Origin of the sequence: Methylocystis sp. IM3 (genome assembly GCF_038070105.1) — a bacterium.
Taxonomy (GTDB): Bacteria; Pseudomonadota; Alphaproteobacteria; order Rhizobiales; family Beijerinckiaceae; genus Methylocystis.
This window is the reverse complement of the sequence record NZ_JBBPBZ010000002.1, coordinates 2112139-2136528: the sequence shown is the minus strand read 5'-3', so window position 1 is coordinate 2136528 and position 24390 is coordinate 2112139. Positions and strand designations below refer to the sequence as shown.

The following is a 24390-nucleotide window of genomic DNA, read 5'->3' as shown; positions in this document are numbered from 1 at the left end:
CTCAATGGAAATTGCCCTCAATGGAAATTGCGGGCCTTGGGCATGGCCTCGCCTTTGGCGACCCGCATGGTTTCGAGCAGCTGAAGATCGGCGGAGAGATCGTCGACGCGCTCGGCCACGACATGGATGACTCCCGCCTCCTTCTGCAGCCGGCCGGCGATCGCGACGAAGCGGGCGCCGATGATCTCCGCGCGCTGTCGTTCGAGGAGCTTCGGCCAGACGATGATATTGGCCTGCCCGGTTTCGTCCTCGATCGTCATGAAAACGACGCCCTTGGCTGTGCCGGGCCTTTGCCGGAGCAGGACGAGTCCGGCGACCGTCAGGCGGCGCCCGGCGCCGTCGGGGAATCGCTCCAGCGCCGCGCAGGGCAGGGCGCCGCGCGCCTCGAGCCGGGCGCGCAGAAAGGCGACCGGATGACCCTTCAAAGACAGAGAGAGAAACCGATAGTCTTCGACGATCTCCTCGCCGGGCGGCATGGGCGGCAGATGGGCGTCCGGTTCCAGCGGCGCGAAGGAGAGGCTGCGCAGAAGCGGCAGATCGTCCCTGTCGCCGGCGCGGTTGAGCCCCGCCGCCGCCCAGAGCGCGTCACGGCGAGTCAGGCCCAGAGAGGCGAAAACATCCGCCTCGGCGAGGCGCATGAGCGTCGCCGGCGATAGTTCCGCGCGCAGCCAGACGTCGCGAACGGAATCATAGCCCTTGCCGCGCCGCGCGACGAGGCGGCGCATGTCTTCCTCGCAGACGCCCTTGATCTGGCGGAAACCCAGGCGAATGGCGTGATTGCCGCAAATGTCGCCGGCCATTTCGGTATGGCGGAGGTGGAGCGGCGGGGCGCTCCTGTGCTGACCCCCCCCGACCCCGCTTCGCGGGCCCACCCTCCCCGTGAAGGGGAGGGTGGGGCCTCGCGCCGCAGGTTCCGCGTTTTCGGGAGAAGGGCAATCTGATTCCCCTCCCCCTTGCGGAGAGGGGTCAGGGGTGGGGGGCGACGCTTCCAGATGAGCCTGCGACTCCAGCGTCGCATCCCAGTCCGAGGCGTTGATATCGACCTCGCGCACCTCGATTCCATGTTCGCGGGCGTCGCGCACGATCTGGGCGGGCGCGTAGAAGCCCATGGGCTGGGCGTTCAAAAGCGCGCAGGCGAAAACGTCTGGGTAGCGGCATTTCAGCCAGGAGGAGGCGTAGACGAGAAGCGCGAAGGACGCGGCATGGCTTTCAGGAAAGCCATAGGTGCCGAAGCCCTCGATCTGGCTGAAGCAGCGTTCGGCGAAGTCGCGGGCGTAGCCCTTGCGGGTCATGCCCGTGATCATCTTGTCGCGAAAGCCGCCGATGAGGCCCGCGCGCTTGAAGGTCGCCATGGCGCGACGAAGCTGATCGGCCTCCGAGGGCGTGAAGCCCGCCGCGACGATGGCGATGCGCATGGCCTGCTCCTGAAACAGAGGCACGCCATAGGTTTTTCCCAGCACCTGCTCCAGCTCCTTGGACGGATAGGACACCGGCTCCTTGCCCATGCGGCGGCGCAGATAGGGGTGCACCATGTCTCCCTGGATCGGGCCCGGGCGCACGATCGCCACTTCGATGACCAGGTCGTAGAAGCATTTTGGCTTCAGCCGCGGCAGCATCGACATTTGTGCGCGGCTCTCGATCTGGAAGACGCCCACCGTGTCGGCCCGCGAGATCATGGCGTAGACGCGGGAGTCTTCGGCGGGAATCGTCGAGAGGCGATGCGCGATCCCGTAATGCGCCGCCAGAAGATCGAGGCCCTTGCGCAGGCAGGTGAGCATGCCGAGCGCGAGCACGTCGATCTTGAGCAGGCCGAGCGCGTCGAGGTCGTCCTTGTCCCATTCGATCGTGCTGCGGCCCTCCATCGCGGCCGGCGCGACGGGAACCACTTCGTCGAGCCTGTCGCGAGTGATGACGAAGCCGCCGGAATGCTGGGTCAGATGACGTGGAAAACCCTCGATTTCCTCGGCGAGCGCCAGCGCCATGGCGAAGCGCGGCTCGCTCGCGTCGAGGCCGAGACGCGCAATGTCGCCCGCCCGCGAGCCGCCTTCGCTCCCGCGTCCGAAGGCCGAGGAAGAGAGTCGCCCGAGAAGATCGGCCGAGAGGCCGAACGCCTTGCCGATTTCGCGGATGGCGCTCTTGCCGCGATAGGTCGTGACGGCGGCGGCGAGCCCCGCGCGCGCGCGGCCGAAACGCGCGTAAATATACTGGATCACCTCCTCGCGCCGCTCATGCTCGAAATCGACGTCGATGTCGGGCGGCTCGTTGCGCGCGGCCGAAACGAACCGCTCGAACAGCAGATCGTGTTTCGTCGGATCGACCTCGGTGACGCCGAGACAAAAACAGATGACCGAATTGGCCGCCGAGCCGCGCCCCTGCGCGAGAATCCCCTTGCTGCGCGCGAAGCGCATGATGTCGTGGACGGTGAGAAAATAAGCGGCGTAGCCGAGTTCGCCGACGAGCGTCAGCTCGCGTTCGAGCGTCGCGGAAACGGAGTGGGGAACGCCGTGCGGATAGCGCCGCGCCGCGCCCTCCCGCGAGAGCGCCTCCAACGCCGCCTGCTCGCTCGCGAAGCCCTCGCGCAATTCGCTCGGATATTCATAGGCGAGATCGGTCAGGCGGAAATCGAGCGCCTCGATGAAGCGCGCGCTTTCCTCCACCGCCTGCGGCGCATCCCCGAAGAGCCGGGCCATTTCCCGCCCGCTTTTGAGATGACGCTCGGCGTTGGCGGCAAGCAGAAAGCCCGCCTCGTTCAGCGTCGTCTTTTCGCGGATGCAGGCCAGCGCGTCGGCGAGCGGGCGACGCTCGGGCGCATGCATATGCGCGTCATTGACGGCGACAAGCGGCAGGCCGAGCCTCTCCGAAAGAGCGATGCGCGCCAGAAGGCGTGCGCGCGGGCGCGGGCCGTAAAGGGCCGTCGCGGCGAGCCAGACCCGGCCGACGAGCGCCTCGAGAAGGACCGGGGGCGGCGCTCCATTCTCCATGAGAATGACGTGCTGGCCCGCGCCGAAGTCGATGAGATCCTGGAGAAAGAGCGCGCAGTCGCCCTTCTGCGCGCGCATATTGCCTCGCGTCAGCAACCGGCACAGGCGGCCATAGGCGGCGCGATCCTTCGGGTAGCAGAGAATGTCGGGCGTCTCGTCCCGAAACACGAGACGCGCCCCGACCGCGAGACGGAAATCCCCCGCGCTCTCGCGGTGCGCACGCAGATAGGAGAAGGCGCGCACGACGCCCGCGAGCGAATTGCGATCCGCGATCCCGAGGCCACAATGGCCGAGTTCGAGCGCCGCCGCCGTCATTTCCTCCGGATGCGACGCTCCCTTGAGAAATGAAAAATTGGTGGTCGCCGCAAGTTCGGCGTAGCAGGGCGAGGACATGGACGCTGGCGCGGGTAGGGCGTTCTTCTATTGTTCTGTTTTTCGCGCTCGCGTCAAGCGCCATGAAAAAGAACAGCCGGCGCTCGCAAAAGCGCCGGCTGCGGGAAACGATAGCGGTATGCCGCTTACTGAGCCGCGGGCTCCTCGGCCGGGGCGTCGACGGGCGCCGCCTTGGGCTTGGGCTTGGGCTTCGGCTTGGCCTTCGGCTTTGCCTTGGGCTTGGGAGCCTCGGCTGCGGCGGGTTCAGCCGCAGGAGCGGGCGTTTCCGCAGCCGCCGGAGCCGGAGCCGGAGCCTCCGCCGCAGGAGCGGGGGTCTCGGTCGCCGCGGGGGCGGGGGCGGGAGCCGGAGCGGCAGGCGCCTCGGTGGCCGTAGGCATTTCGGCGGCGGGCGCCTCGGGCGCAGGCGGGGTCTCGGCCTGCGGCGCAGCGGAGACGTCCGGCTCCTTCGGCGCTTCGGATTCAGCCGGGACAGCGGCGGGCTCGGCGGACGTGGCGGGCTCTTCGGTCTTCGGTCCTGTCAGCTTGCCGATCGCCGCCCGAAGGGAGGCGACGCCCTCGCTCGGCGCGACATAGACGCCAACGCCGAAGCCGATCACGCCTGCGACGAGTGCCGTCACAACGGTCGATAAAATACGCGCCATCCGATGCGTTCCTCCAGGATGTTTCTGCTCATGCCCCGGCTGTTCAGCCTGCAATCCAAATACGGATAATCTTGGATCATAGCAATTCTGAGACGAATTGATTGGGCGGCTCGTTTCTAACCCGCGTCGCGCGGAAAGCGCAAGCCGTGCCTCGCGCCCGTGATTTCGAGACAACTACAGCTGCGTTCGCGCATCCGGCCGCGTCGCCTCATCCCGCCGCCAGGGCCAGCGCCCCTCGATTTCGACTTCCAGCGAGAAGCTCAGGAATGTTCGAATCGCGACGATCAGCCCGAGCACGGCGAGGTTCTCCAGCGAGGGTGTCACCGCCACTGTCCCGATGATATCCGCCGCGACGAGGAGTTCGAGCCCGAGCAGAATGCCCCGGCCGAGGTTTGCGCGGTAGCGGCGCAGCGCGCCCTGCCAATCGGCCGAGACCAGGCCGCCATGCAGGAAGGCGATGGTCGCGACGAGCGCGGCGATGACGATCACCGTCACGCCCGCCGCCTCGATCAGAGTCGAGAAATGGGTGAGCGCGGGGTTGATGTCCGCGCGGCTCGGTAGATGAATGGCGAGGAGATCCACGGGCTTAGGACAAGTCCCTTTGACGCATGGCCAAGATTGCGCGAGAGTAGGAAAGCAACCCCAAGGCGCAGGTCGCCCGCGATCTTACAGCAATTCCATCGTGGGTGCGAACAACAGGACAAGGGAATGAAACGACAGATCGGCGCCGCGGCGCTTGTGACCGCCATGGCCATTTTCGGCGCCAGCATGGCGCAGGCGCAATCCGTCGCCCAGATGGAGAGCCGTTTCGCGGCGGCCGACAAGGACGGCGACGGCAAGCTCACGCGGGAAGAAGCCAAGGCGGGAATGCCGCGCGTCTATGCGAACTTCTCCAAGATCGACCGCGACGGCAAGGGCTATGTCACGATCGACGACATCAAGGCCGCCATGGCCGCGATGTAACGGCGCTGCGGGTCGGCGCGCGCAAGGGCGCCGGCCATTCCTTTCGGTCGGCCTGCGATCGGCGCCATTGGTGGGCCTTGCGCTTATCCACCCCTCTATCTTGTGGATGGACCGCGCAAACCCCGCGCCATGCTTGCGGGCGTCCTGCAAAGGGAACAATCTGCCCCGGTAAAAGCGTGGCGGAGAATCGATGGCGCAGGACCTTTCTTTCGATCTCGACGGCGAAGAGCGCGGGGAGGGCGAAGCCTTCCTTGTGGACGTTGACGGATTCGAGGGGCCGCTGGACCTACTGCTGGAGCTGGCCCGGCGCCAGAAGGTCGATCTCGCCCGCATTTCCATCCTCGCACTGGCCGAGCAATATCTCGCCTTCATCGAGGCCGCCCGGCGCGTGCGGCTGGAACTTGCCGCCGATTATCTGGTGATGGCCGCCTGGCTCGCCTTTCTGAAATCGCGCCTGCTGCTGCCGGAGCAGCCCAAGACCAGCGACGAGCCGTCGGCGGCCGAACTCGCGGCGGCGCTCGCGGAGCGCCTGCGGCGGCTCGAGCTGATTCGTCTCGCGGCCGACCGGCTCACCCAACGCGCCCAGCTCGGCCGGGACACGTTTCTGCGCGGCGGGCCGGAGGGGCTCCAGACGGTCTCGCAGGCCAATTATCGGGCGAGCCTCTTCGATCTGCTGTCGGCCTATGCACGGCAACGTCAGAAAACGGCGATCTCCCGCGTCGTGCTGAAGCAGCGCACGGTGTGGTCGCTCGCCGAGGCGCGCGAGGCGCTGGAGCGGCTCGCGGGCGTGGCGGCGGAATGGACCGTACTCGACGATTTCCTGCTGCAATATTGCGTCGATATGCAAACGGCGCGGACAGTTCGCGCTTCTTCTTTCTCCGCCTCTCTGGAAATGGTCCGGGAGGGGCATTTCGACATTCGTCAGGACCGGCCCTTCGCGCCGCTGTGGCTGCGCCGGCGCCCGCCACGGACCGCGCCGTCGGCGGGCGGTCCGATCTAAATCTCAGGAGGACGCGCATTGGCGCAGCCCGCGGAAAAAGTTGAACTCTTCGATATCAACAGCGACGAGGCTCTGGCGCGCAACGAGGTTGCGCTGCGCGAAGCCGAGCGCGTGGTGGAGGCAATGCTCTTCGCCGCCGCAGAGCCCCTGGACGAGTCGGAAATGGCGCGCCGCATCGACGAGGGGGTAAGCCTCGATCAGACGCTCGAGCGGCTGCGCGCCCATTACGCAAACCGTGGGGTGAACCTCACCCGCGTCGGCAGGAAATGGTTCCTTCGCACGGCGCCGGACCTCAACTGGATTCTCGCCCGTGAACAGACGGAGGAGCGCAAGCTCTCCCGCGCGGCGCTGGAGACGCTCGCCATCATCGCCTATCACCAGCCGACGACCCGCGCGGAAATCGAGGAGATTCGCGGCGTCGCCATCTCCAAGGGCACGCTCGACACGCTGCTGGAGACCGGCTGGATTCGCCTGCGCGGCCGCCGCAAGGCGCCGGGGCGGCCGATCACCTATGGCACGACCGACGCCTTTCTGATGCATTTCGGGCTGGAGCAGATCGGCGATTTGCCCGGCCTCGACGAGCTCAAGGCGGCGGGCCTGTTCGACGGCCGCCTTCCCAAGGGCTTCGGCGTGCCCCAGCCCTCGGACGACGTGGGGCTGCGTGAGGACGAGGAGCCGCTCGAAGACGCAGCGCCGCAGTTGCTGGAAATGGAGTTTCCCGAGGAACCGGAAGCGCCCGAACCACCGGAACCGCTCGACGGCGACGATGTCTGAGCGCTTGCAGGGGCGGATCGTTCGAAAACTTCTTCGGTTCGCCCGCCGCCTTGTTTTTGAGAACCGGGCCGCATAGGTTCCCGTCAGTTCAGGGGCCTCACGCCCCTCATCGCATTCGGAGGTTTCCGCCATGGGCGGTCTGTCGATCTGGCACTGGATCATCGTCGGCGGCGTGGTGTTCATCCTGTTCGGCGGCAAATTCAAAATTTCCGACGTGATGGGCGACGTGGCCAAGGGCATAAAGGCGTTCAAGAAAGGCATGGCCGAGGACGACTCGGCCGAGGCCTCGAAGCCTGTCGATCAGACAGTCGAGCGGCGCGCCATCGAGGCGGACAAATCGGCGGATAAACAGGTCTAGCCGAACGGCAGGCTTTCTGTTCCGCTCCAGGATGAAGGCCCCGCCTGCTCCAGGCGGGCCTGATTCGCGTTTTTTCGGATTGGCGCATGTTCGATTTCGACGCCGGCAAACTCATCGTCATCGGCATTGTCGCGCTGATCGCGATTCCGTCGAAAGACCTGCCGCGCGTGCTCCGCACGCTCGGGCAGGCGGCGGGGCGCATGCGGCGCATGGCCGCCGAGTTTCAGGGCCAACTGATGGAGGCCCTGCGCGAGGCCGAGATCGCTGATCTCAAGAAAGAATTCGACGAGACCAATCGCAAGATCATGAACAGCGTGAAGCTCGACGGCGCCTTCGATCCGCTGGCCGAGGCGCGCAAGCAGATCGTGCAAGCGGTGGACGAAGCCGGTAAGCCCCAGCCCAGTGAGGCGCAGAGCGGGGCGCTGCATCAGTCCGAAGGGCCGCAGAGCGCCGCCTCGGAGGACGAGGCGGGTCGCGCCGAAGACTCGGGCGAAGCCGAAACGAAGGGCGCGCCATGAACGAGGCGGACGAAGCGGACATCGAAGCCAGCAAGGCGCCGCTACTCGAACATCTTATGGAACTGCGCGAGCGCCTCATCAAGGCGCTGGTCGCCTTCCTTGTGATGTTCGTCGTCTCCTTTTTCTTCGCCAAGGACATCTACAACATACTGGTGATTCCCTACACGCAGGTGGCGGGGCCGGAAGCGCGGCTGATTTACACCGCGCCGCAGGAATATTTCTTCACCCAGATCAAGGTGGCTCTGTTCGCGGCGGCTTTCCTGTCTTGCCCCGTCGTTTTTTCTCAGATTTACGCGTTCGTCGCGCCGGGACTCTATCGACACGAGCGCGCGGCCTTCCGGCCCTATCTTTTCGCCACGCCGATCTTCTTCGCGATCGGGGCGCTGGTCGTCTATTTCCTCGTCATGCCCAATCTGCTGCATTTCTTCATCGGGATGCAGCAGGCGAACGAGCCGGGGAAGGCGCAGATCGAACTGCTACCGCGCGTCTCGGAATATCTCTCGCTCATCATGACGCTGGTCCTGGCCTTCGGCGTCGTCTTCCAGATGCCGGTGATTCTCACCTTGCTCGGGCAGGTGGGAATTGTGTCGTCGCAGTTTCTGGCCGAGAAGCGCCGTTATGCGATCGTGATCGTCTTCGTCGTCGCCGCGGTACTCACGCCCCCGGATGTTTTCTCCCAGCTCGCGCTCGCCTTGCCGGGGATGCTGCTCTACGAGGCGTCCATCTACTCGGTGAGGCTGGTCGAGAAGAAGCGGGCCCAGGCAGAGGCGGCGGCGCAGGAGTGAGCGTCAACGCGCCGGCTTGACCTGTCCTATCGCAGGCGGGATTTTTCCAGCCATCCGCGCGCGGATGTCAGGCACAAGACCCGACGCCACGCGTTTTACTCGATTTCGTTTCTACTCCCATCGTCCTGGTAGCCCGACATGTACGACATCAAATGGATTCGCGAAAACGCCGAGACCTTCGACAGGGGCCGCGCGCGGCGCGGGCTCGACCCGCTCTCGGCGCAGGTCCTGGCTTTCGACGACGCCCGGCGCGCGGCGATCGCCGAATTGCAGAAGGCGCAGGAGCGCCGCAACGCCGCCTCGAAGGAAATCGGCGCGGCGATGAAGGCGGGCGACAGCGCGACAGCCGAGGCGTTGAAGGCCGAGGTCGCACAGATCAAGGAGAAATGGCCGCAGCTCGAGGAGGCGGAGCGTTACGCCATCGCCGAGCTCGATGCGGCGCTCGCCAGCATTCCCAACACGCCGCTCGACAGCGTGCCCGACGGCAAGGACGAGAACGACAATATCGAGGTTCTGCGCTGGGGAACGCCGCGCGAATTCGACTTCACGCCGAAGGAGCATTTCGAGATCGGCGAGGGCTTGGGCCTCATGGATTTCGAGACCGCCGCCAAGCTCTCCGGCGCGCGTTTCGTCGTCAACAAGGGTCCGCTGGCGCGGCTCGAACGCGCGCTCGCGCAATTCATGCTCGATCTGCATACGACCGATCACGGCTATGTGGAGGTCGCGCCGCCGCTGCTCGTGCGCGACGACGCGATGTTCGGCACGGCGCAACTGCCGAAGTTTCGGGAAGACCAGTTTTCGGTGACCGCCGGCCGGCAGGTTGCGACGGGGCAGGCGGATGCGACCGAGGCGCTCGTGCCGACGGCCGACTACTGGCTCATTCCCACGGCGGAAGTGCCGCTCACCAATCTGGTGCGCGAGTCGATTCTCGATGAAGCGCAGCTTCCCCTGCGCATGACCGCCGGCACCTATTGCTTCCGCGCCGAGGCCGGCGCCGCCGGCAAGGACACGCGCGGGATGATCCGCCAGCATCAGTTCTACAAGGTGGAGCTCGTCTCGATCACGACGCCCGAGCAGTCGCTCGCTGAGCATGAGCGCATGACGGGGTGCGCCGAGAAGGTGCTTCAGGCGCTGGAATTGCCGTATCGGAAGGTCACGCTCTGCACGGGCGACATGGGTTTCGCCTCGCAGAAGACCTATGATCTCGAAGTCTGGTTGCCGGGGCAGGGGAAATATCGCGAAATCTCGTCCTGCTCTGTCTGCGGCGACTTCCAGGCGCGGCGCATGAGCGCGCGCTATCGCGACGCCGACGGCAAGCCGCGTCATGTGCATACGCTCAACGGGTCGGGCGTCGCGGTCGGCCGCGCTTTGGTCGCGGTGCTGGAGAATTATCAGGAGGCCGACGGTTCGGTGACCGTGCCGCTGGCCCTGCGGCCCTACATGAGCGGATTGACGCACATTGCGCGCCGCTGATCGGGAGACACTCGCCTGATGCGCATTCTCCTCACCAATGACGACGGCATCCACGCCGAAGGGCTCGCCGTGGCGGAGAGGATCGCGCGCGCGATTTCGGACGATATCTTCGTCATCGCCCCCGAGTTCGAGCAGTCGGGGGTCGCGCATTCGCTCTCGCTCAACGATCCCTTGCGTCTACGCGAAATCTCGCCACGGCATTTCGCTCTGAAAGGCACGCCCACGGACTGCGTCATCATGGGCGTGCGCAAGCTCATGCTCGATCATCCGCCGGACCTCGTCATCTCCGGCGTCAACAGCGGCCAGAACATCGCGGAGGACGTCACCTATTCAGGGACCGTCGCGGGGGCGATCGAGGCGACCATCCTCGGCATTCCCGCGATTGCGCTGTCGCAGGTCTATGACTTCTTCGCTGGCCGCCGCGTGGTGCGCTGGGAATGTGCCGAGGCCCATGGCGCGGCCGTCGTGCGCCGTCTGCTCGCTGCGGGCATCCCGCGCAATGTGCTGATGAACGTGAATTTCCCCAATTGCGCGCCCCAGGATGTCGAAGGCGTCACCATCACCATGCAGGGCAGGCGCAGCAACGATCTCATGAAGATCGAGGACCGGAAGGACGGGCGCGGCAATCCCTATCACTGGATTTCCTTCCAGCGCGGCAGTTTCACGCCCGGACCGGGGACCGATTTGCAGGCCGTGGACGATCAAAAGATCTCCATCACGCCGCTTCAACTCGACATGACCGATCATCCGACAGTCACGCGGCTCGCGGCGGCGTTCGAGGAGAAGGCATGAGCGCCGCCGCCGGCGCCTTCGAGGAGCGCGCGGCCATGCTTCTCGCGGTGCGCCGCGCCGGCGTGCGGGACATTTCCGTCATGCGGGCGTTCGAGTCCGTACCACGCGAGGAATTCGTTCCCTATCGCTATCGCGATCTCGCCAATCGAAACATCTCCCTGCCGCTCGGCTGCGGGCAGACCATGTCCCGCCCCTCGGAACTCGCCCGGCGGATCGAGGCGCTGCGGGTGGGGCGGGGCCATCGCGTGCTCGAGGTCGGCGCCGGCTCGGGCTATGGGACGGCGATCCTTGCCCGCCTTGCGCGGGAGGTCGTGTCTCTCGAGCGTTTCGCGACGCTCGCCATCGAGGCCGGGCGGCGGCTCGAGGGGCTCGGCGTCGACAATGTGAAAGTGATCCACGCGGACGGCCTCTCGCCCGATCCCGAACTGGGCTCCTTCGACCGCATTCTGTTGCAGGCGGCGTTGACCGCACCGCCCGTGGATCTCCTGCGCCGGCTCGCGCCCGGCGGGGCGCTTGTTTACGTTTTGAGCGAAAAAAAGGCGGGCGAGAAGCGTCCGCGGCAACGGTTGATTAAGGTTGATCTCGCCGAGGACGGCGAATGTCGCGAGACGATTTTGGGCGCGCACAGCCTTGGCGTTGCAGCGTTTGGCGCTGCTAGGGCGCTTTGAACGCGCCGGTGCGCGAATGCCGAAAATGCAAGGAAAAACGCAAGCGTCCGATTCATCTTAAACGCTCCCTTAACCCGCCTGCGCGTAGATGGTCCGTGTTGAAATTGCGTGCGAGTGGGTCGCGTCATGCTTATCGAACGTCATATTGCTTTTTCGCGGGTCGCAGTGCGGCTCATGATGGCCGCCGGAGCGGCCGCGTTGATGGCGGGATGTTCGGACGCCTCGCGCTTTTCCGATCCGTTTTCTGATCCGTTTTCCTCTGGCTCGGCTCCCAAGATCAGCCGCGGCGTCGATCGCGCGCCGACGGGCTCGATCGCTTCCACGGCTCCAGCCCCGGCGCCGGACGCCTCCAACTTGCCGGGCCGCGTCGAGGCCCGCCCGCTGCCGGGAACGACCGCGCCGGTGAATGTGGCGCAGGCCGCGCCGCGCGCCCCGGCTCCGGCCCCTGCGCCCGTCGCCTCGGCCCCCGCCGCCTCGACGGGCGGCGCGGGCGCCTCGCACTGGACCGCCGACGGCGGCACGCCGGTCACTGTCGCCGCGGGCGAGACGCCCGCGGTCCTCGCGACGCGCTATGGCGTGCCCACCGACGCCCTGCTGCGCGCCAATGGCTACAGCAACGCCGCCCAGGTGCAGCCGGGTTCGCGCCTGATCATCCCGGTCTATCGCGCGGGCGCCGTGGCCTCGTCGGCGCCGTCGCCGGCGGCCGCCCCTGTTCGAATGGCCGAGGCGAAAACCGTCGAGGGCAAGGTCGTCGCCACGGCCAAGCCCGCCGCCAAGCCCGATCCGAAGGCCGAGGCCGCCGAGAAGGCGAAGGCCGAGCGCGAAGCGAAGCTCGCCCGCGAGGAGGCCGCCAAGGCGAAGAAGGCCGAGACGCTCACCAGGGAGCAGGAGGCCAAGCGCGCCAGGAAGGCCGAGGCCGACAAGGCCGCCGCCGATAAGGCGGCGGACGCGAAGAATCTCGCCGAGACGAAGCAGGCGGAGGCCAGGAAGGCGGCGGAAGCCAAGGCGGCCGAGGCGAAACTCGCCGCCGAGAAGGCCAAGCTCGCCAAGGTCGAAGCCGCCAAATCGAAGGCCGACGCCACGGCGAAGGCCGAAGCCGCCAAGGCCGTGAAGGAGGCCAAACTCGCCGAGGCCGAGGCCGCCAAGGCGGCCAAGGCCGAGCGTCAGGCCAAGGCTGAGGAAGCCGCCGCCGCTGCGCAGGCTGAAAAGCAGGCCAAGGCGGCCGCTGCGGCCGAGAAGTCCGCGAAGGTCGCCGCCGCCGAGAAGCCGGCCGAGCCCGCCCCCGCCGCGCGCGCCATCGACAAGACAACGACCACGGCCTCCGTGCCGCAGGCCGAGGAGGCGACCAAAGTGTCGACCTCGGACCCGGATCGTCCGGAATTCCGTTGGCCGGCCCGCGGCCGCATCATTCAGGGCTTCTCGACGGGCGGCAACGACGGCATCAACATCGCCGTGCCCGAAGGCACGCCGGTGAAGGCCGCCGAGGGCGGGCAGGTCGCCTATGCCGGCAGCGAGCTGAAGGGCTATGGCAATCTCGTGCTGATCCGCCACCCGAACGGCTATGTCACGGCCTACGCCCACAACGGCGAGCTGGAGGTGAAGCGCGGCGACACGGTCAAGCGCGGCCAGACCATCGCCAAATCGGGCCAGAGCGGCAATGTCGGCTCGCCGCAGCTGCATTTCGAACTGCGCAAGGGCGCGACCCCGGTCGATCCGACGAGCTATCTCGCGGGTCTCTGAGCGGGAAAGGCATTCTCCGGCGTTCGCGAGACACTGACTCCGGAGAAACAAAGGGCGGCGGGTCCCAGGAAAGGCCCGCCGCCTCTTTTTTTGTCCGCGGATGCGCTATAGGAGCCGGCGGGGAAAGAACCAAAAGGGAAAAACGCCCGTGAAGCTCCGTCTCGCCTGCCTTTTCGTCCTTGCCGCCACGCCCGCCTTTGCGGTCGATCCCACCGGCATCCCGCAATGCGACGCGCTGCTGAAACGCTACGAAGCCTGCTCCTCGCTTCTGCCGCCCAAGCAGGTTCATGCGGCGCAGAAGGAGTTGCTCGACGGCTCCATGGGCATGCGCGCCGCCGCCGACGATCCGAAGCTGCGGCCCGATCTCGAACGCTATTGCACGGACACGTTCGAGCGCATGAAAAAGGAAGGCGACATCAAGGAGTGCATGGCGAAGCCGTGATGGGCTTCGCCAGGAGGCGCGGCGCGAGTCACGTCGCCAGGGCTTTTCCTGCGGCGCAGCGTTCGAGATAATAGCGCGAGCGCATTTCCGTGAGGCGCGAGGCGGCGCGCTGGAATTCCCGCGCCTCGGCGCCGTCGGGCGCCTTGTAGAGCCCTTCGGGCTCCGCCGCCGCCGACATGGCGAGCAGCGCGTGCGCTTCGTACAGCACATCGACGAGCATGATGAGGCGGCGCGCCTCGTTGCGCTGCTCGGGGACGAGGACAGGCACGTCGTCGACCACGAAGGCGTCGAAACGATGCGCCAGCGTGAGATAATCGCGCGCAGAGAGCGGCCGGCCGCAGAGGTCGGAAAAGCCCATGCGGGCGACTCGGCCCACCGCCTGCGGGACGAAAATCGTGCGCCGGTTCAGTTCGATCGTCGCGGGCGCGCCATGTTTCATGCCTGTGAGCGAGAGAAACAGCGCGTCCAGATAGGCATAAGCGCGGTCGTCGACGGGCGTGAAATAGACCTCGCCCGCGCAATCCTGCCGCCCGCGATAATCGATGGGCGCGGCGAGGCGCAGCACATCCATGCGCTCCTGCAAGAGCGCGATGAAGGGCAAGAAGAGATCGCGATTGCGCCCGCCGTCATAGAGCCGGGCCGGTTCGACATTTGAGGTCGCGACGACGACGACGCCCTCTGCGAAGAGCGTCGTGAACAGGCGGGCCAGAATGCTGGCGTCGGCGATGTCCGTCACCGCGAATTCATCGAAGCAGAGGAGGCGCGTGTCCTCGGCGATCTCCTTTGCGACGCGCGTCACCGGATCGGCGAGGCCGGAAGCCGCGTGCTTGCGCATCCGGTGCAATCTTTCGTGCACATCGGCCATGAAGCCGTGGAAATGCGCGCGGCGTTTCTTTTCGACGGGGGCCATGTCGAAGAAGAGATTCATCAGCATCGTCTTGCCGCGGCCGACGGGACCCCAGAGATAAAGACCGCGCGGCCGTTCCTCCTGCCAGAAAAAGGCGCGCAACACACGGGGCAGGGGCGCGCTCGGGGGACGGCCCTTGGCCAGCGCGTCGACGAGCGCCTGAAGCTTCTTCACCGCCGCGCGCTGCGAGGCGTCGGGATAGAGGCCGCGTTCGAGCACCAGGGCGTCGTAACGCTCGACGAGAGGACGCTTCATGTCAGGCGCGTCGCATCTGGCCGCTCGCGGCGGCGAAGGCGCCGGGCTGCAATTCGCAGTAAAGGATGCGGTCGGGATCGACCGGGCCCGGCATGGAGATCTTGCCTCGCGGAACGCGGGCGAAGCCGAGGCGCGAATAATAATCGAGATCGCCCACGAGCAGCACTAGCCCATGGCCCGCCGCGCGGGCGGCGTCGAGCGAATGGTTGACGAGCCTCTCGCCCACGCCCTGCGACCGGAAGGCGGGCTCGACGGTGAGCGGCCCGAGCAGCATCGCCGGGGTCGAGCCGACGAGAATGCCGGTCATGCGATTGGCGCCGACGAGCAGCGTGCCGACGCGGGCGACGAAGGAGAGCGACAGATCGGGCGCGACGCCCTCGCGCAGCCGATAGGCCGTGCGGGCGTAGCGGCCCGGACCGAAGGCGCGCTCATCGAGTTTCTCGATTTGCGCCTCGTCCGTGGCCGTCATGGGGAAGAATTTGATAACCAGGTCGATCATGAGCCTGAGCGAGCCCATAACACGCGCCGCGCCGAGGGCAAAACATCGGCGTCGGCGAAGGGCGAGCCATTGACTTCGCCCTGCCGCGCGCCGAGCTTTCGCCCATGACGATCGGCATAAGACGGGCAGGGGTCGAGGACGCGCGGCGGATTGCGGACGTCCATATCGCGAGCTGGCGGGAGACCTATCCGGCCATGATGCCCGCCGACACTCTGGCGGCGCTCGACCTTTCGGAATGGGCGGAACGCTGGCGCGGCTACCTCGGCGAAGACGATCCGGCCTCGGCGACCTTTCTCGCGCTCGATGAAACGGGCGCGGCGGCGGGCTTCGGCTATTGCCGGCGGCAGCGTTCCGAGAAGCTGCTGGAGCTGGGCTTTTCCGGCGAGATCACTTCGCTCTATCTGCTCCGGCGCATCCAGCGGCGCGGCTTGGGGCGCCGGCTCATCGGCGCCATGGCCGGGCATCTTCTCGCGCAGGGCTGCGACAACGCCGGGCTCTGGGTCTTCCGCGACGCGGCCCACGCGAGGCGCTTCTACGAGGCCCATGGCGCAGCGCCGGCGGGCGTCGAGGGCGTGTGGGAAATTTACGGGATGACCCTGGCCGACATGGCCTATGGCTGGCGGGATTTGCGGCCGCTCGCCATCAGTGCAGGCTTTTCATGATCCGCCTCACGAAGGGCGCACGCTTGAACGCCGCGAGGTCCAGCCTCATCGCCTCGCCCGTCCGGCCCTCGCCCGACCGGCCTGCCGCGAGCCCCTTGCGCGCGTCGCCCAGCACGCCGGCGCGGTAGTCGTCGAGGGTCAAGGCGCCCGCGCCGCGGCGATCCCAGCGTTTGAAGATCTCGTATTTGGCGCGGTCATAGGCGTCCGAGCGGCCTTGCGCGGCAGCGAGATCGGCGAGGCCGAAGCTGAATCGCATCCAGTCCTCGGGCTTGATCTCGCCGGTCTTCCTGCCGTCCATTTCGGCGAAGGTTCTCTCGATCACGCGATTGGCCTCGGCCGTCGTGATGAAGCCGTCATGGTCCTCGTCGAAAAGCTGGAAAATGGCGTCGAGCTCGTGCTGGGCGTCGCTTTGCGCCCATGCCGGGCCGCCGGCCAGCGCGAAGGCGAGACCGAGCGCGGCGAGAAAAAGCCTCATAAGTGAACCTCGAAAGACGTTGGCCCCGTCACCAATAAGGCGAGACCGGCTCCCCATCCAGAACCTCGGCGATTCTCGCGCGGGTCGCGGGCGTCGCGTCATGGGGCAGGTCGTCGAGCGGGAAAAAGCCGGCCTCGGCGATTTCGTGGTCCGGCTCGCGCTGGCCGTCGTATCGGAAATGCCGCACGACATACAGCGCCACATGGTCGCGCGGCGAGGCGCGGCGGTTGAGATAGACGCCCTGAAGCGCCGGGGCACTCAGGAGATGGACGCCGCCTTCCTCCTGAAGCTCGCGGGCGAGCGCCTGCATCATGGTCTCGCCGCGCTCGACCCCGCCGCCCGGCAGATAGAAGCCCGGCACATAGGTGTGGCGCACCAGCAGCACGCGGTCCTCCGAGTCGAGCACGAGGCCGCGCACGCCGAGCGTCATGGCGCGGTTGAAGAGGGCGCCGAATGTGATGATTCGGGAGACGATCCTGCCCCGGACGGAATGCGCCGCGCGCGGTTTGTGCAGCGTCGTCGTCACAGAGGGCTCCTCTCTCATGCCCGCGACTATGGCAAATGGCGCGCGAAGGCTCTAGGACTATCTGCACGCAACGAAGGACGATCCTTGAGCTTCCTCCTCGCCCATCTCTCCGACGCCCACATCGGCCCCATTCCGAGGCCCAATCTCGCCGAACTGCTCGGCAAGCGCGTTACCGGCTATGTGAACTGGCTCTACAAGCGGGCAGGGCAACATGACATGGGCGTGCTGGCGCGGCTCGTCTCGGACATGCAGGCGCAGCGGCCCGACCATGTGCTGATGACAGGCGACATCGTCAACATCGGCCTGCCGGCCGAGATCGCGCTCGCCAGGGACTGGCTCGCCACGCTTGGCGGCCCCGAGGCGGTGAGCTTCACCCCCGGCAATCACGACGCCTATGTCGCCGACGCCACGAAACTCGTGCACGAGATCTTCGAGCCCTGGACGACGAGCGAGACGGAGGCGGCGGGCTTTCCCTTCCTGCGCAGGCGCGCCGGAGTGGCGCTGATCGGCCTCGATTCGGGCGTGCCCACGGCGCCGTTCGTCGCCTCCGGCCAGCTCGGCGACGCGCAGCTCGTGGCGCTCGGCAGGATTCTCGATCAGGCCGGCGCCGAGGGGCTGGCGCGGGTCATCTTCCTGCACCACCCGCCGCATGTCGGCGGCGCGCGGGCGCTGCGCGGGCTCGACGACGCCGCCGCCTTCGAGGAGGTCGTCGCCCGACATGGCGCGGAGCTCGTCGTGCATGGCCACAATCACAAGCCAAGCGTCGCCTATATCAAGAGGCCGCAGGGCGAGACGCCGGTCGTCGGCGTGGCCTCCGCCTCGGCGCGTCCCGGTGGGCATTATCCCGCCGCCGAATATAATCTTTACGCCATAGAGCGGGCGGGCGAGAGCCTCCGCATCACGCTACGCCGCCGCGTTCTCGACGAGGCGGGGGAGGTTGTCGAGGCAGGCGCCGAGGAGCTGCTTCAGGCCGGCAGGTAAGTTCGGTAGGCCCACATGGCGATGACCGCCAGCAGCCCGAAGAAGGCGGCCGACCCCACAAATTCAATGAAGAACAAAAAAGCCGCATAGGCCCTTTCCCAGGAAGGGGCGGGTTTTTTCTCAACGCCCGCCTCGCGCACGATCCTGGCGGCGCCGCCGCTGGCGTAGTCGATCGCGAGCGCCTTCTCCCGCTCGATCAGCCGATGCGCGACATAATTGGTCGCGGCGTCGACGATCTCGTCCATGTCGGCGCTCTCGCACAGGGTGATTCTCCCGTGCCGCGTGTCCTGCAGGAAACGATAGGTGCGCCGGTCCCGGTCCATCTCGACGAAGCCGATCTGATCCAGGAAGAGGCGGGGCCTCTCGCCATGGGCGATGGCCACGTCGAAAATATCGACATCCTCGGGCACCTGCGCGAGCACAGGCGCGAGTGCGTCGGCGAGCAGCTCCAGCCTGACGATCTCGGCCGCGCGCAGATCGGCGAGGGCGGCGGAATGTTCGGCGTTCTCGACCCGCGCGCGGCGCAGCGCCACGGCGAGCGTGGCCGTGCGGTGCTCCGGCCGATGCTCCGTCGCCCCCTTGCCCGAATCGATCCGGCCCGAATCGATCCGGCCGGAGACGTCCTCCGCCGCGGCGGCGACGGAAAGCCGCTCGGTCGTGGGCTTCCTGAGCAGGGAGGGGCGGGGGCCATCGGTCTGGGCGGGCAAAGGATCTTCCATGTCGCTCACTCGCTTCGCCCTCGAACGGCGCGCGGACTTAACGCTTTCGATACTATACCGGTACAGGCCCCGGATGCGAAGCTCGGCGGGGAAGAAGGCGGCACGAAGGCGGGCCGGCGTTCGTCGGGGGTCGACTTTTCCCACGCGCCAAGGCTAGGGAATCAGCTAGGCTGCCGGCGATTCCGGCAAATGAACTAAAAATTGGCGCCTGTGGAACGGACGCCCGGAGGACATCAGCCATGGCTGCCAAAGCCGAATCGGACACCGGCGGCGCGCTTTTCGAGCGCATCCTCTTTGGCTTCGTCTTTGCGGCGGTCGCGGCGCTGGAGGCGTCCGGCGGTCCTGAACATATCCTCGTTGCGGGCTTTTTCGCCGGCGCCGCGCTCTATCTGCTGCGCCCGTCGAGCGAGGGCGGCCGGCAGTCCGTCAATTTCGCGGTCGATTTTCTCGCGGTCGGGGCCTTTGCGGCGCTCTGCGACCGGTCATGGATTCTCTGGCGTGCGCCCGAGACCATGGACCAGCTTTTCCGCTTCTCCCCCGTCGGGGCGGGAACGGCGACGCTTCTTTATGTTTTCGGCGTGCTCGTGCTCACGGCGCGCTCGCGGCTGCCCTTGCGCATCGCGCTTTTCCTCATGCCCTTCCTGTTCAGCCTGCTCGTCGCGCTTGGCTCTCCGCCGATCACGCAGATCGGCGCCGCCCTGTTCCTGGGCTTCGAGGTTCCGGTGTTCGTCGCCCAGATCGTCGGGCGCACGCTGGTCCTGTTCCTGCTCAACGAGGCCATCGTCATCGGCGTGCCGCTGGCGCTCGGGCGTTTTCTGCCGCGGCAATGGCGGCCGCACGGCATGCTCTTCTTCTCGGCCTTCGCCGCGACGCTCACGCCCTTCGTCGCCTCCGCCGTCCCGGTCTTCGTCACGCCCTATCTGCCGGGGCCTGTCGCGGCTGTCGTCGCCGCCTTGCTCGCGGCGGTTGCGCAGGCGGGCCTGTGGGGTCAGACCTATCTCGTGACGCAGGCCATTGCCGGCCTCTTCAGGGCGACTCCCTCGCTCTCCGTCGTGGTCTATCACGACTGGAAGTCGGGCGCCGAGAAGGGGGCCGTCTATGGCTTCGTCTTCATGGCGTTGGTGCTGGCGGTCGGCCTCGTGGTCTCCACGCCCTGGGCCGTGTCGTTCATTACGATCTCGTCGCCGCTCAGCGCGGCCATCATCGGGGCGCTCGCCTATCCGCTGGCGCGCAGCATCGTCGAGAGCACGGACTCGACGCCGCCTTTCCGCGGACGCGTCGAGGAAGCCTATGTGCGCCCCGCGAATTATGCGCGCGGCGCGGTCGCGGGCGTCGCGGTCGCCATCGCGCTGATGATCGACCTTCCGGCGGCGACCGGGACGCATCGCTTCGTCTTCGGCGCAATCGCGGGCGCGCTCGCTTACGCGGGCGTCGACCTCGCCTTCGATTTCCATGCGCTGATGCGCGTGCGCCGACAGCATTTCAGGAGCTGGCGCGTCTATACGCTCGGAGCGGTTCTCGGCGCGCTCGTCGCCGGCGCCATCGCCTGGTATTTCGATGCGGACCAGCTCGGCACCGTGGTTCGGAAATTCTTCGCCTATATTTCGCTCGACTATGCCGCCGACGGCAGGCCGATCAGCAACTACATTGTGCGCCCGCTGTTCTCGAAGTGGGGCGCGACCGACCTCGGCGCCGTCGACGGCGGCGTGCGCCTTCTCTACGACGAGTCCTTCTCCGGCGTGATCCAGTGGGTCTTCGCCGCGCCGCTGTTCTCGATCAACCTCTTCTTCCTCACCGCGCTGATCAAGCGCAGCCTCCAGCCGCTGCGCCAGCTCGCGAGCTGGCAAGGGTTGGACATGCTCATCGAGAATGCGGTGCGCGTGCTGCGCTGGGGCCTGTGGATGGCGCCGGTCATCTACTCCTTCCTCAAGGCGACCCCGGACCCGACCTGGTACAACCAGGATGGCCTGATCCGCACCGGCGTCGCGACCTGGATGAGCTACATCCTGCCGGACAACGACTTCCGCGCCTGGAGCCTCGATATTTTCACGGCGCTGCTCGCCTATGACGCGCTGCGGGTCCTGATCTGGTTCGATCACATGGGCCTGCGCGTCGCGACGCTCGTCAATCTTTCCTTCGTCGGCGGCGACGCGGCGGACGAGTCGGCCGCGCGCTTCCTCGGCAAGGAGCAGGTGAGCCGCGCCATTCCCGAGGGCATCCGCCGCTTCGGCACCTGGGCGCCGCTGCTTCTGCCCTTCTACATTCCGCGCGACGCCGAATGGGACAAGGCGTGGAGCGCCGCCGAGCAATTGAGCGTCACGCGGCCCCCGTCCTACACCTATCTCGTCGGCGGCTATCTCGCCTATGCGGGCCTCGTCGCGCTCGGACTCGTGCTCTTCCTGCTCGGCCGTCTGGCGCAGGCGCAGAAAATTCCGATCGAGGGCATCACCGGCGCGGGCGGCGTGCCGGGCTCGCGCCCGCTCAAGCTCACCAACGGCCTCATGACCAGCGAATGGTTTGAGGACGGGCAGGGCGCCATCCGCATCGAGGGCGTGGCGCGCGGCGGACCGGCGATCGATCTCACGCGCCAGCCGCTGGATCACGCCCATCCGCGCGGGCGCTTCCTGTTCCTCTCCGAGGAGGGCGGCGGGCTGTGGTCGGTGGGCGACGCGCCGACCCGCTGCGGCGTCTCCTGCGCCGAGCTGGTCGATGCGGGCGAAAACTGCCTCTTCTACATGGCCGAGCAGAACGGCTTCGCCGTGGAGTCGCGCATCTCCCTCGCGCCGGACGAGGCGGTCGAGATCAAGCATCTGCGGATCGTCAATCTGGAGCCCCGCGCCCGCAAGCTCACGCTCGCCTCGCTGCGCGAGTGGGTGCTCAACGAAACCAGCGTCGAGCTGCGCGATCCGCCCTACAATGCGATCCACGTCGGCACCTGGTATGTGAAGTCGCTCAACGCCATCTTCGCCCAGAACCGCCTGCTCAAGGGCGGCGCGCGCCGGCCCATCGACCGGCGGCTCTCGCCCGAGGTCGGCTTTCACGCCATCGGCGCCGGCGCCGACACCAAAATGACGATCGTCGGCTATGAGGACGTGAAGTCGCGCTTCTACGGGATGGGGCCGACCAATGCGCCGGACAGTCTCAACGGCCTGGGCGAACCGCCGCGCAGCCCGGACGACGAAGGGCTTCTCTACGGCTTCCAACCCTGCGCGAGCCTGCGCGTCGAGGTCGAATTGCCGCCGGACGGCAGCGCGGAGCTCATCATCATCGACGGCTGGGCGCGCGACATGGGGCGCGCCACCGACTCGGTCGCGCGCCACCTCGGCATTCCGCCGGTCGCGCCGGAACTCCTCGACCGCGCCCTGTCACGACGCCGCGCGCTCGTCATGCCGCCCACGCCGAAGGAGCATCGCTACGCCTTCTCGCCCGACGGCCGCAGCCTGACGCTCGCGCCGGGCACGCCGCGGCCTTTCGCCCATGTGATCGCCAATGAGTTGGGCCACGGCTGCGTTCTCACCAATGACGGCGATATTTTCTCTTTCTCCGTCAATTCGCGGCTGAACAGCTTCACGCCCTTCCGGCTGGGGGAAGGCCGCATGGCGCCGGCCGGGCAGATGATCTACGTCTATGATCTCGCCCGCACCGACGCCCACAGCCCGACCTTCGTGCCGCTGCGCCGTCGGGACGCGCGCTACGACGTGACCTATGCGCCGGGCTCGGCGATCTTCCGGGCCGAGCGCGATCACCTCGAACTGGAGATGACGGTCTTCGTCAGCCCGACGGAGCCGATCGAGTTCCGCCTGCTCAAAATTCGCAACAAGACCGTGCACGAGCGTCTGTTGCAGATCGTGCCGGCGATGGAGGTCGTGCTCGCCGAGACGCCGACGGAGAGCCTGGGCGACATACAGTCGGTTATCGACGACGATTTGCAGTCGATCTACTTCCGCAATCCTCGCAACAATTTCGTCAACGGCTGGGCCTTCGTGACGACCTCGATCCATGCGGAGTTCGCGGAGACCTCGCGGCGCCGGTTCCTCGGCCACGAGAGCCGCAATCCCTATCTGCCTTATATGGTCGAGCACGGCCATCCCGACGCCGGGGCGCCTGAGCATCAGCGGAAGGTCGCGGCCTTCTGCGGCTCGATCGACGTGCCGGCGGGCGAGGAGGCGGTGGTGGTCGTCGCGCTCGGCCAGACGACCACGATGGAGGAGGCGAAGCGCCTCGCCAAAATGGCGCGCGACCCCGCTTATGCGCGGCGCCAGCTCGAGGCGAGCGTCGAGGCCTGGAACGAGCAGCTCTCGGTGCTGCGCATCCGGACCAACCGGCCGGACGTCGATCGTCTGGTCAACGACTGGCTGCCGTATCAATTGCTGGCCTCGCGCCTTTGGGGCCGCACCGGCCCGGCGCAGCGCTCCGGCGCCACGGGCTATCGCGACCAGCTTCAGGACGTGATCCCGCTCATTCATCTGGCGCCGGAACGCGCCCGCGCGCAGATCCTGCTCCATGCGCGGCATCAATATCTCGAGGGTGACGCCGCCAAATGGTGGCACCGCTCGGCGAGTGGCGGGACGGGTCTCGCGGACCGGACCCATTCCTCCGATCCGCACCTCTGGCTGCCCTATGTGACGATCCGCTACGTGAAGGGGACGGGCGACGCCGGCATTCTCGACTCGGTCGAAACCTTCCTCGAAGCCAATCCGGTTCCGAAGGATCAGGAGGGCGACGTGACCGTGCCGCTCAAATCGCGCGACAAGGATACGCTGCTCGGTCATTGCGCCCGCGCCATCGATTTCTCGCTCGACCGCTTCGGCGCGCATGGGCTGCCGCTCGTCGGCTCCGGCGACTGGGACGACGGCATGCATCTCGTCGGCGTCGAGGGGCGCGGCGAAAGCGTGTGGCTCGGCTTCTTCCTGCACGGAATCCTCGTTGACATCGCGCCGATCTTCGAGGCGAAGGGCGACAAGGCGCGCGCTGACCGCTATCGCGAGCGGGCGGCCGAGTTGCGCGCGGCGCTCGCCAAATGCTGGCGCGGAGATCGCTATGTGCGCGACTTTGCCGACGACGGCCGCGAGCTGGCGCCGATGAGCGCCATGACCGCGCATTGGCCGACGCTCTCCAATGCGGTGGACCCGGCGCGGGGCCGCGAGGCGATCGAAAAGGCCCTGGACCTGCTCGGCCGCCCCAACCGTGTTCTGCTGGTCACGCCCCCCTTCAACGAGCATTCCGACCCCTATCCCGGCCGCAGCGCCGAATATCCGCCGGGCGTGCGCGAGAATGGCGGGCAATATTCGCACGGCGTGTCCTGGTTCGTGGACGCGCTGGCGAAACTCGGCGCGCAGGCGCAGGCCGAAGGCGACGATCGAGCCGCCGCAGACCTCTTCCGGGAGGCCTTCGAGGTCTGGATCGCCATTTCGCCGATCTCGAAGCTCAGAACGCCCGCGGAGGCGGACATCTACGGCCTGCCGCCGCACCAGCAGCCCGCCGACGTTTACGAAGGCGAAGGCTATGAGGGCCGGGGCGGCTGGGACTGGTACACGGGCGCCGCCGCGCGCATGCTCTCGGCCGCCTACGCCATGCTCGGTCTCGAATTCGAGAACGGCGAACTCAAGCCGCGTCCCGACGCTTTCGATCCCAAGGGCGACCTGCGGCTCGAATGCGTGACTTACCGTGGCAAGAGCTTCACGGCCCAGAACAGGAAGAGAACCTGAGGGGAACAGACGCGAACGGCGTGTTTACAGTCACATGCGGCGATGGAGATGGGTGGCCGGGTCCAGCCCGGCCATGACGCGCCGAAAGGCGCAAACACAGCCGTCCTGCCCGCGCCTGTCGCGGGCGTCG

Annotated in this window: 22 protein-coding genes; 14 read left to right on the top strand and 8 right to left on the bottom strand. The window is 67.0% G+C overall.

All coding sequences use genetic code 11. The features are described 5' to 3' along the window. Positions 1–17 precede the first annotated feature (17 nt). From WOC76_RS12345 to WOC76_RS12335, 3 genes are all read right to left on the bottom strand, one after another. Complete coding sequence (locus WOC76_RS12345; protein ID WP_341431430.1) at positions 18–3374, bottom strand: error-prone DNA polymerase; 3357 nt, start codon at positions 3372–3374, stop codon at positions 18–20. Between the two features lie 125 nt (positions 3375–3499). Next, positions 3500–4015: a hypothetical protein gene (locus WOC76_RS12340; protein ID WP_341106542.1), complete on the bottom strand. Its 516-nt coding sequence runs from the start codon at positions 4013–4015 to the stop codon at positions 3500–3502. A gap of 174 nt (positions 4016–4189) precedes the next feature. Then, positions 4190–4597: a DUF1622 domain-containing protein gene (locus WOC76_RS12335; protein ID WP_341106543.1), complete on the bottom strand. Its 408-nt coding sequence runs from the start codon at positions 4595–4597 to the stop codon at positions 4190–4192. A gap of 126 nt (positions 4598–4723) precedes the next feature. Here WOC76_RS12335 and WOC76_RS12330 point away from each other — a divergent pair, with 126 nt between their 5' ends. From WOC76_RS12330 to WOC76_RS12280, 11 genes are all read left to right on the top strand, one after another. Beyond that, positions 4724–4978: an EF-hand domain-containing protein gene (locus WOC76_RS12330; RefSeq protein ID WP_341106545.1), complete on the top strand. Its 255-nt coding sequence runs from the start codon at positions 4724–4726 to the stop codon at positions 4976–4978. A 190-nt stretch (positions 4979–5168) separates the two neighbouring features. Further along, a complete protein-coding gene (locus WOC76_RS12325; protein WP_341106547.1) occupies positions 5169–5978 on the top strand; it encodes a segregation and condensation protein A in 810 nt (269 codons plus the stop codon). A gap of 18 nt (positions 5979–5996) precedes the next feature. After that, positions 5997–6752 carry an SMC-Scp complex subunit ScpB gene (gene scpB, locus WOC76_RS12320; protein WP_341106549.1) on the top strand — a complete coding sequence of 252 codons (756 nt, stop codon included), beginning with the start codon at positions 5997–5999 and terminating at the stop codon, positions 6750–6752. A 130-nt stretch (positions 6753–6882) separates the two neighbouring features. After that, positions 6883–7110, top strand: coding sequence for a twin-arginine translocase TatA/TatE family subunit (locus WOC76_RS12315; RefSeq protein WP_341106550.1), 228 nt, complete (start codon positions 6883–6885; stop codon positions 7108–7110). Between the two features lie 86 nt (positions 7111–7196). Then, positions 7197–7628, top strand: a complete 432-nt coding sequence (locus WOC76_RS12310) for a Sec-independent protein translocase subunit TatA/TatB (protein WP_341106551.1) — start codon at positions 7197–7199, stop codon at positions 7626–7628. After that, complete coding sequence (tatC, locus tag WOC76_RS12305) at positions 7625–8413, top strand: twin-arginine translocase subunit TatC (RefSeq protein WP_341106553.1); 789 nt, start codon at positions 7625–7627, stop codon at positions 8411–8413. Before WOC76_RS12310 ends, tatC begins: the two co-directional genes overlap by 4 nt. Positions 8414–8551: 138 nt before the next feature. After that, on the top strand, positions 8552–9886 hold the full coding sequence (gene serS / locus WOC76_RS12300) for a serine--tRNA ligase (RefSeq protein WP_341388515.1): 1335 nt from the start codon (positions 8552–8554) through the stop codon (positions 9884–9886). A gap of 18 nt (positions 9887–9904) precedes the next feature. After that, positions 9905–10678 carry a 5'/3'-nucleotidase SurE gene (surE, locus tag WOC76_RS12295; protein ID WP_341106556.1) on the top strand — a complete coding sequence of 258 codons (774 nt, stop codon included), beginning with the start codon at positions 9905–9907 and terminating at the stop codon, positions 10676–10678. Then, positions 10675–11346, top strand: a complete 672-nt coding sequence (locus WOC76_RS12290) for a protein-L-isoaspartate O-methyltransferase family protein (RefSeq protein WP_341106558.1) — start codon at positions 10675–10677, stop codon at positions 11344–11346. The genes surE and WOC76_RS12290 overlap by 4 nt, the downstream gene beginning before the upstream one ends. Before the next feature lie 126 nt (positions 11347–11472). Beyond that, positions 11473–13086, top strand: a complete 1614-nt coding sequence (locus tag WOC76_RS12285) for a LysM peptidoglycan-binding domain-containing M23 family metallopeptidase (RefSeq protein ID WP_341106561.1) — start codon at positions 11473–11475, stop codon at positions 13084–13086. 148 nt (positions 13087–13234) lie between these two features. Further along, positions 13235–13528 (top strand): hypothetical protein, encoded by a 294-nt coding sequence (locus tag WOC76_RS12280; RefSeq protein ID WP_341106562.1) that lies wholly within the window; start codon positions 13235–13237, stop codon positions 13526–13528. 28 nt (positions 13529–13556) lie between these two features. On the opposite strand, the gene zapE is transcribed toward WOC76_RS12280, so the two are convergent. Further along, entirely contained in the window at positions 13557–14690 is a 1134-nt protein-coding gene (gene zapE, locus WOC76_RS12275; RefSeq protein WP_341106564.1) for a cell division protein ZapE, read from the bottom strand. 1 nt (position 14691) lies between these two features. After that, positions 14692–15189, bottom strand: a complete 498-nt coding sequence (locus WOC76_RS12270; protein WP_341106566.1) for a GNAT family N-acetyltransferase — start codon at positions 15187–15189, stop codon at positions 14692–14694. Positions 15190–15293: 104 nt separating this feature from the next. Here WOC76_RS12270 and WOC76_RS12265 point away from each other — a divergent pair, with 104 nt between their 5' ends. Continuing rightward, positions 15294–15851 carry a GNAT family N-acetyltransferase gene (locus tag WOC76_RS12265; protein WP_341106567.1) on the top strand — a complete coding sequence of 186 codons (558 nt, stop codon included), beginning with the start codon at positions 15294–15296 and terminating at the stop codon, positions 15849–15851. On the opposite strand, the gene WOC76_RS12260 is transcribed toward WOC76_RS12265, so the two are convergent. Both WOC76_RS12260 and WOC76_RS12255 read right to left on the bottom strand, forming a co-directional pair. Next, positions 15832–16326, bottom strand: coding sequence for a hypothetical protein (locus WOC76_RS12260; RefSeq protein WP_341106569.1), 495 nt, complete (start codon positions 16324–16326; stop codon positions 15832–15834). The genes WOC76_RS12265 and WOC76_RS12260 overlap by 20 nt on opposite strands. Before the next feature lie 28 nt (positions 16327–16354). Next, on the bottom strand, positions 16355–16756 hold the full coding sequence (locus WOC76_RS12255) for an NUDIX domain-containing protein (RefSeq protein ID WP_341108779.1): 402 nt from the start codon (positions 16754–16756) through the stop codon (positions 16355–16357). A 180-nt stretch (positions 16757–16936) separates the two neighbouring features. Between WOC76_RS12255 and WOC76_RS12250 the strand changes: the two genes are divergently transcribed. After that, complete coding sequence (locus WOC76_RS12250) at positions 16937–17833, top strand: metallophosphoesterase family protein (protein WP_341106570.1); 897 nt, start codon at positions 16937–16939, stop codon at positions 17831–17833. Here WOC76_RS12250 and WOC76_RS12245 read toward each other — a convergent pair. After that, entirely contained in the window at positions 17818–18552 is a 735-nt protein-coding gene (locus WOC76_RS12245; RefSeq protein ID WP_341108780.1) for a hypothetical protein, read from the bottom strand. The genes WOC76_RS12250 and WOC76_RS12245 overlap by 16 nt on opposite strands. A 239-nt stretch (positions 18553–18791) precedes the next feature. Between WOC76_RS12245 and WOC76_RS12240 the strand changes: the two genes are divergently transcribed. After that, the gene (locus tag WOC76_RS12240) at positions 18792–24260 is read left to right on the top strand and encodes a GH36-type glycosyl hydrolase domain-containing protein (RefSeq protein WP_341106571.1); all 5469 of its coding nucleotides are present in this window, start codon (positions 18792–18794) and stop codon (positions 24258–24260) included. Positions 24261–24390: the final 130 nt, after the last annotated feature.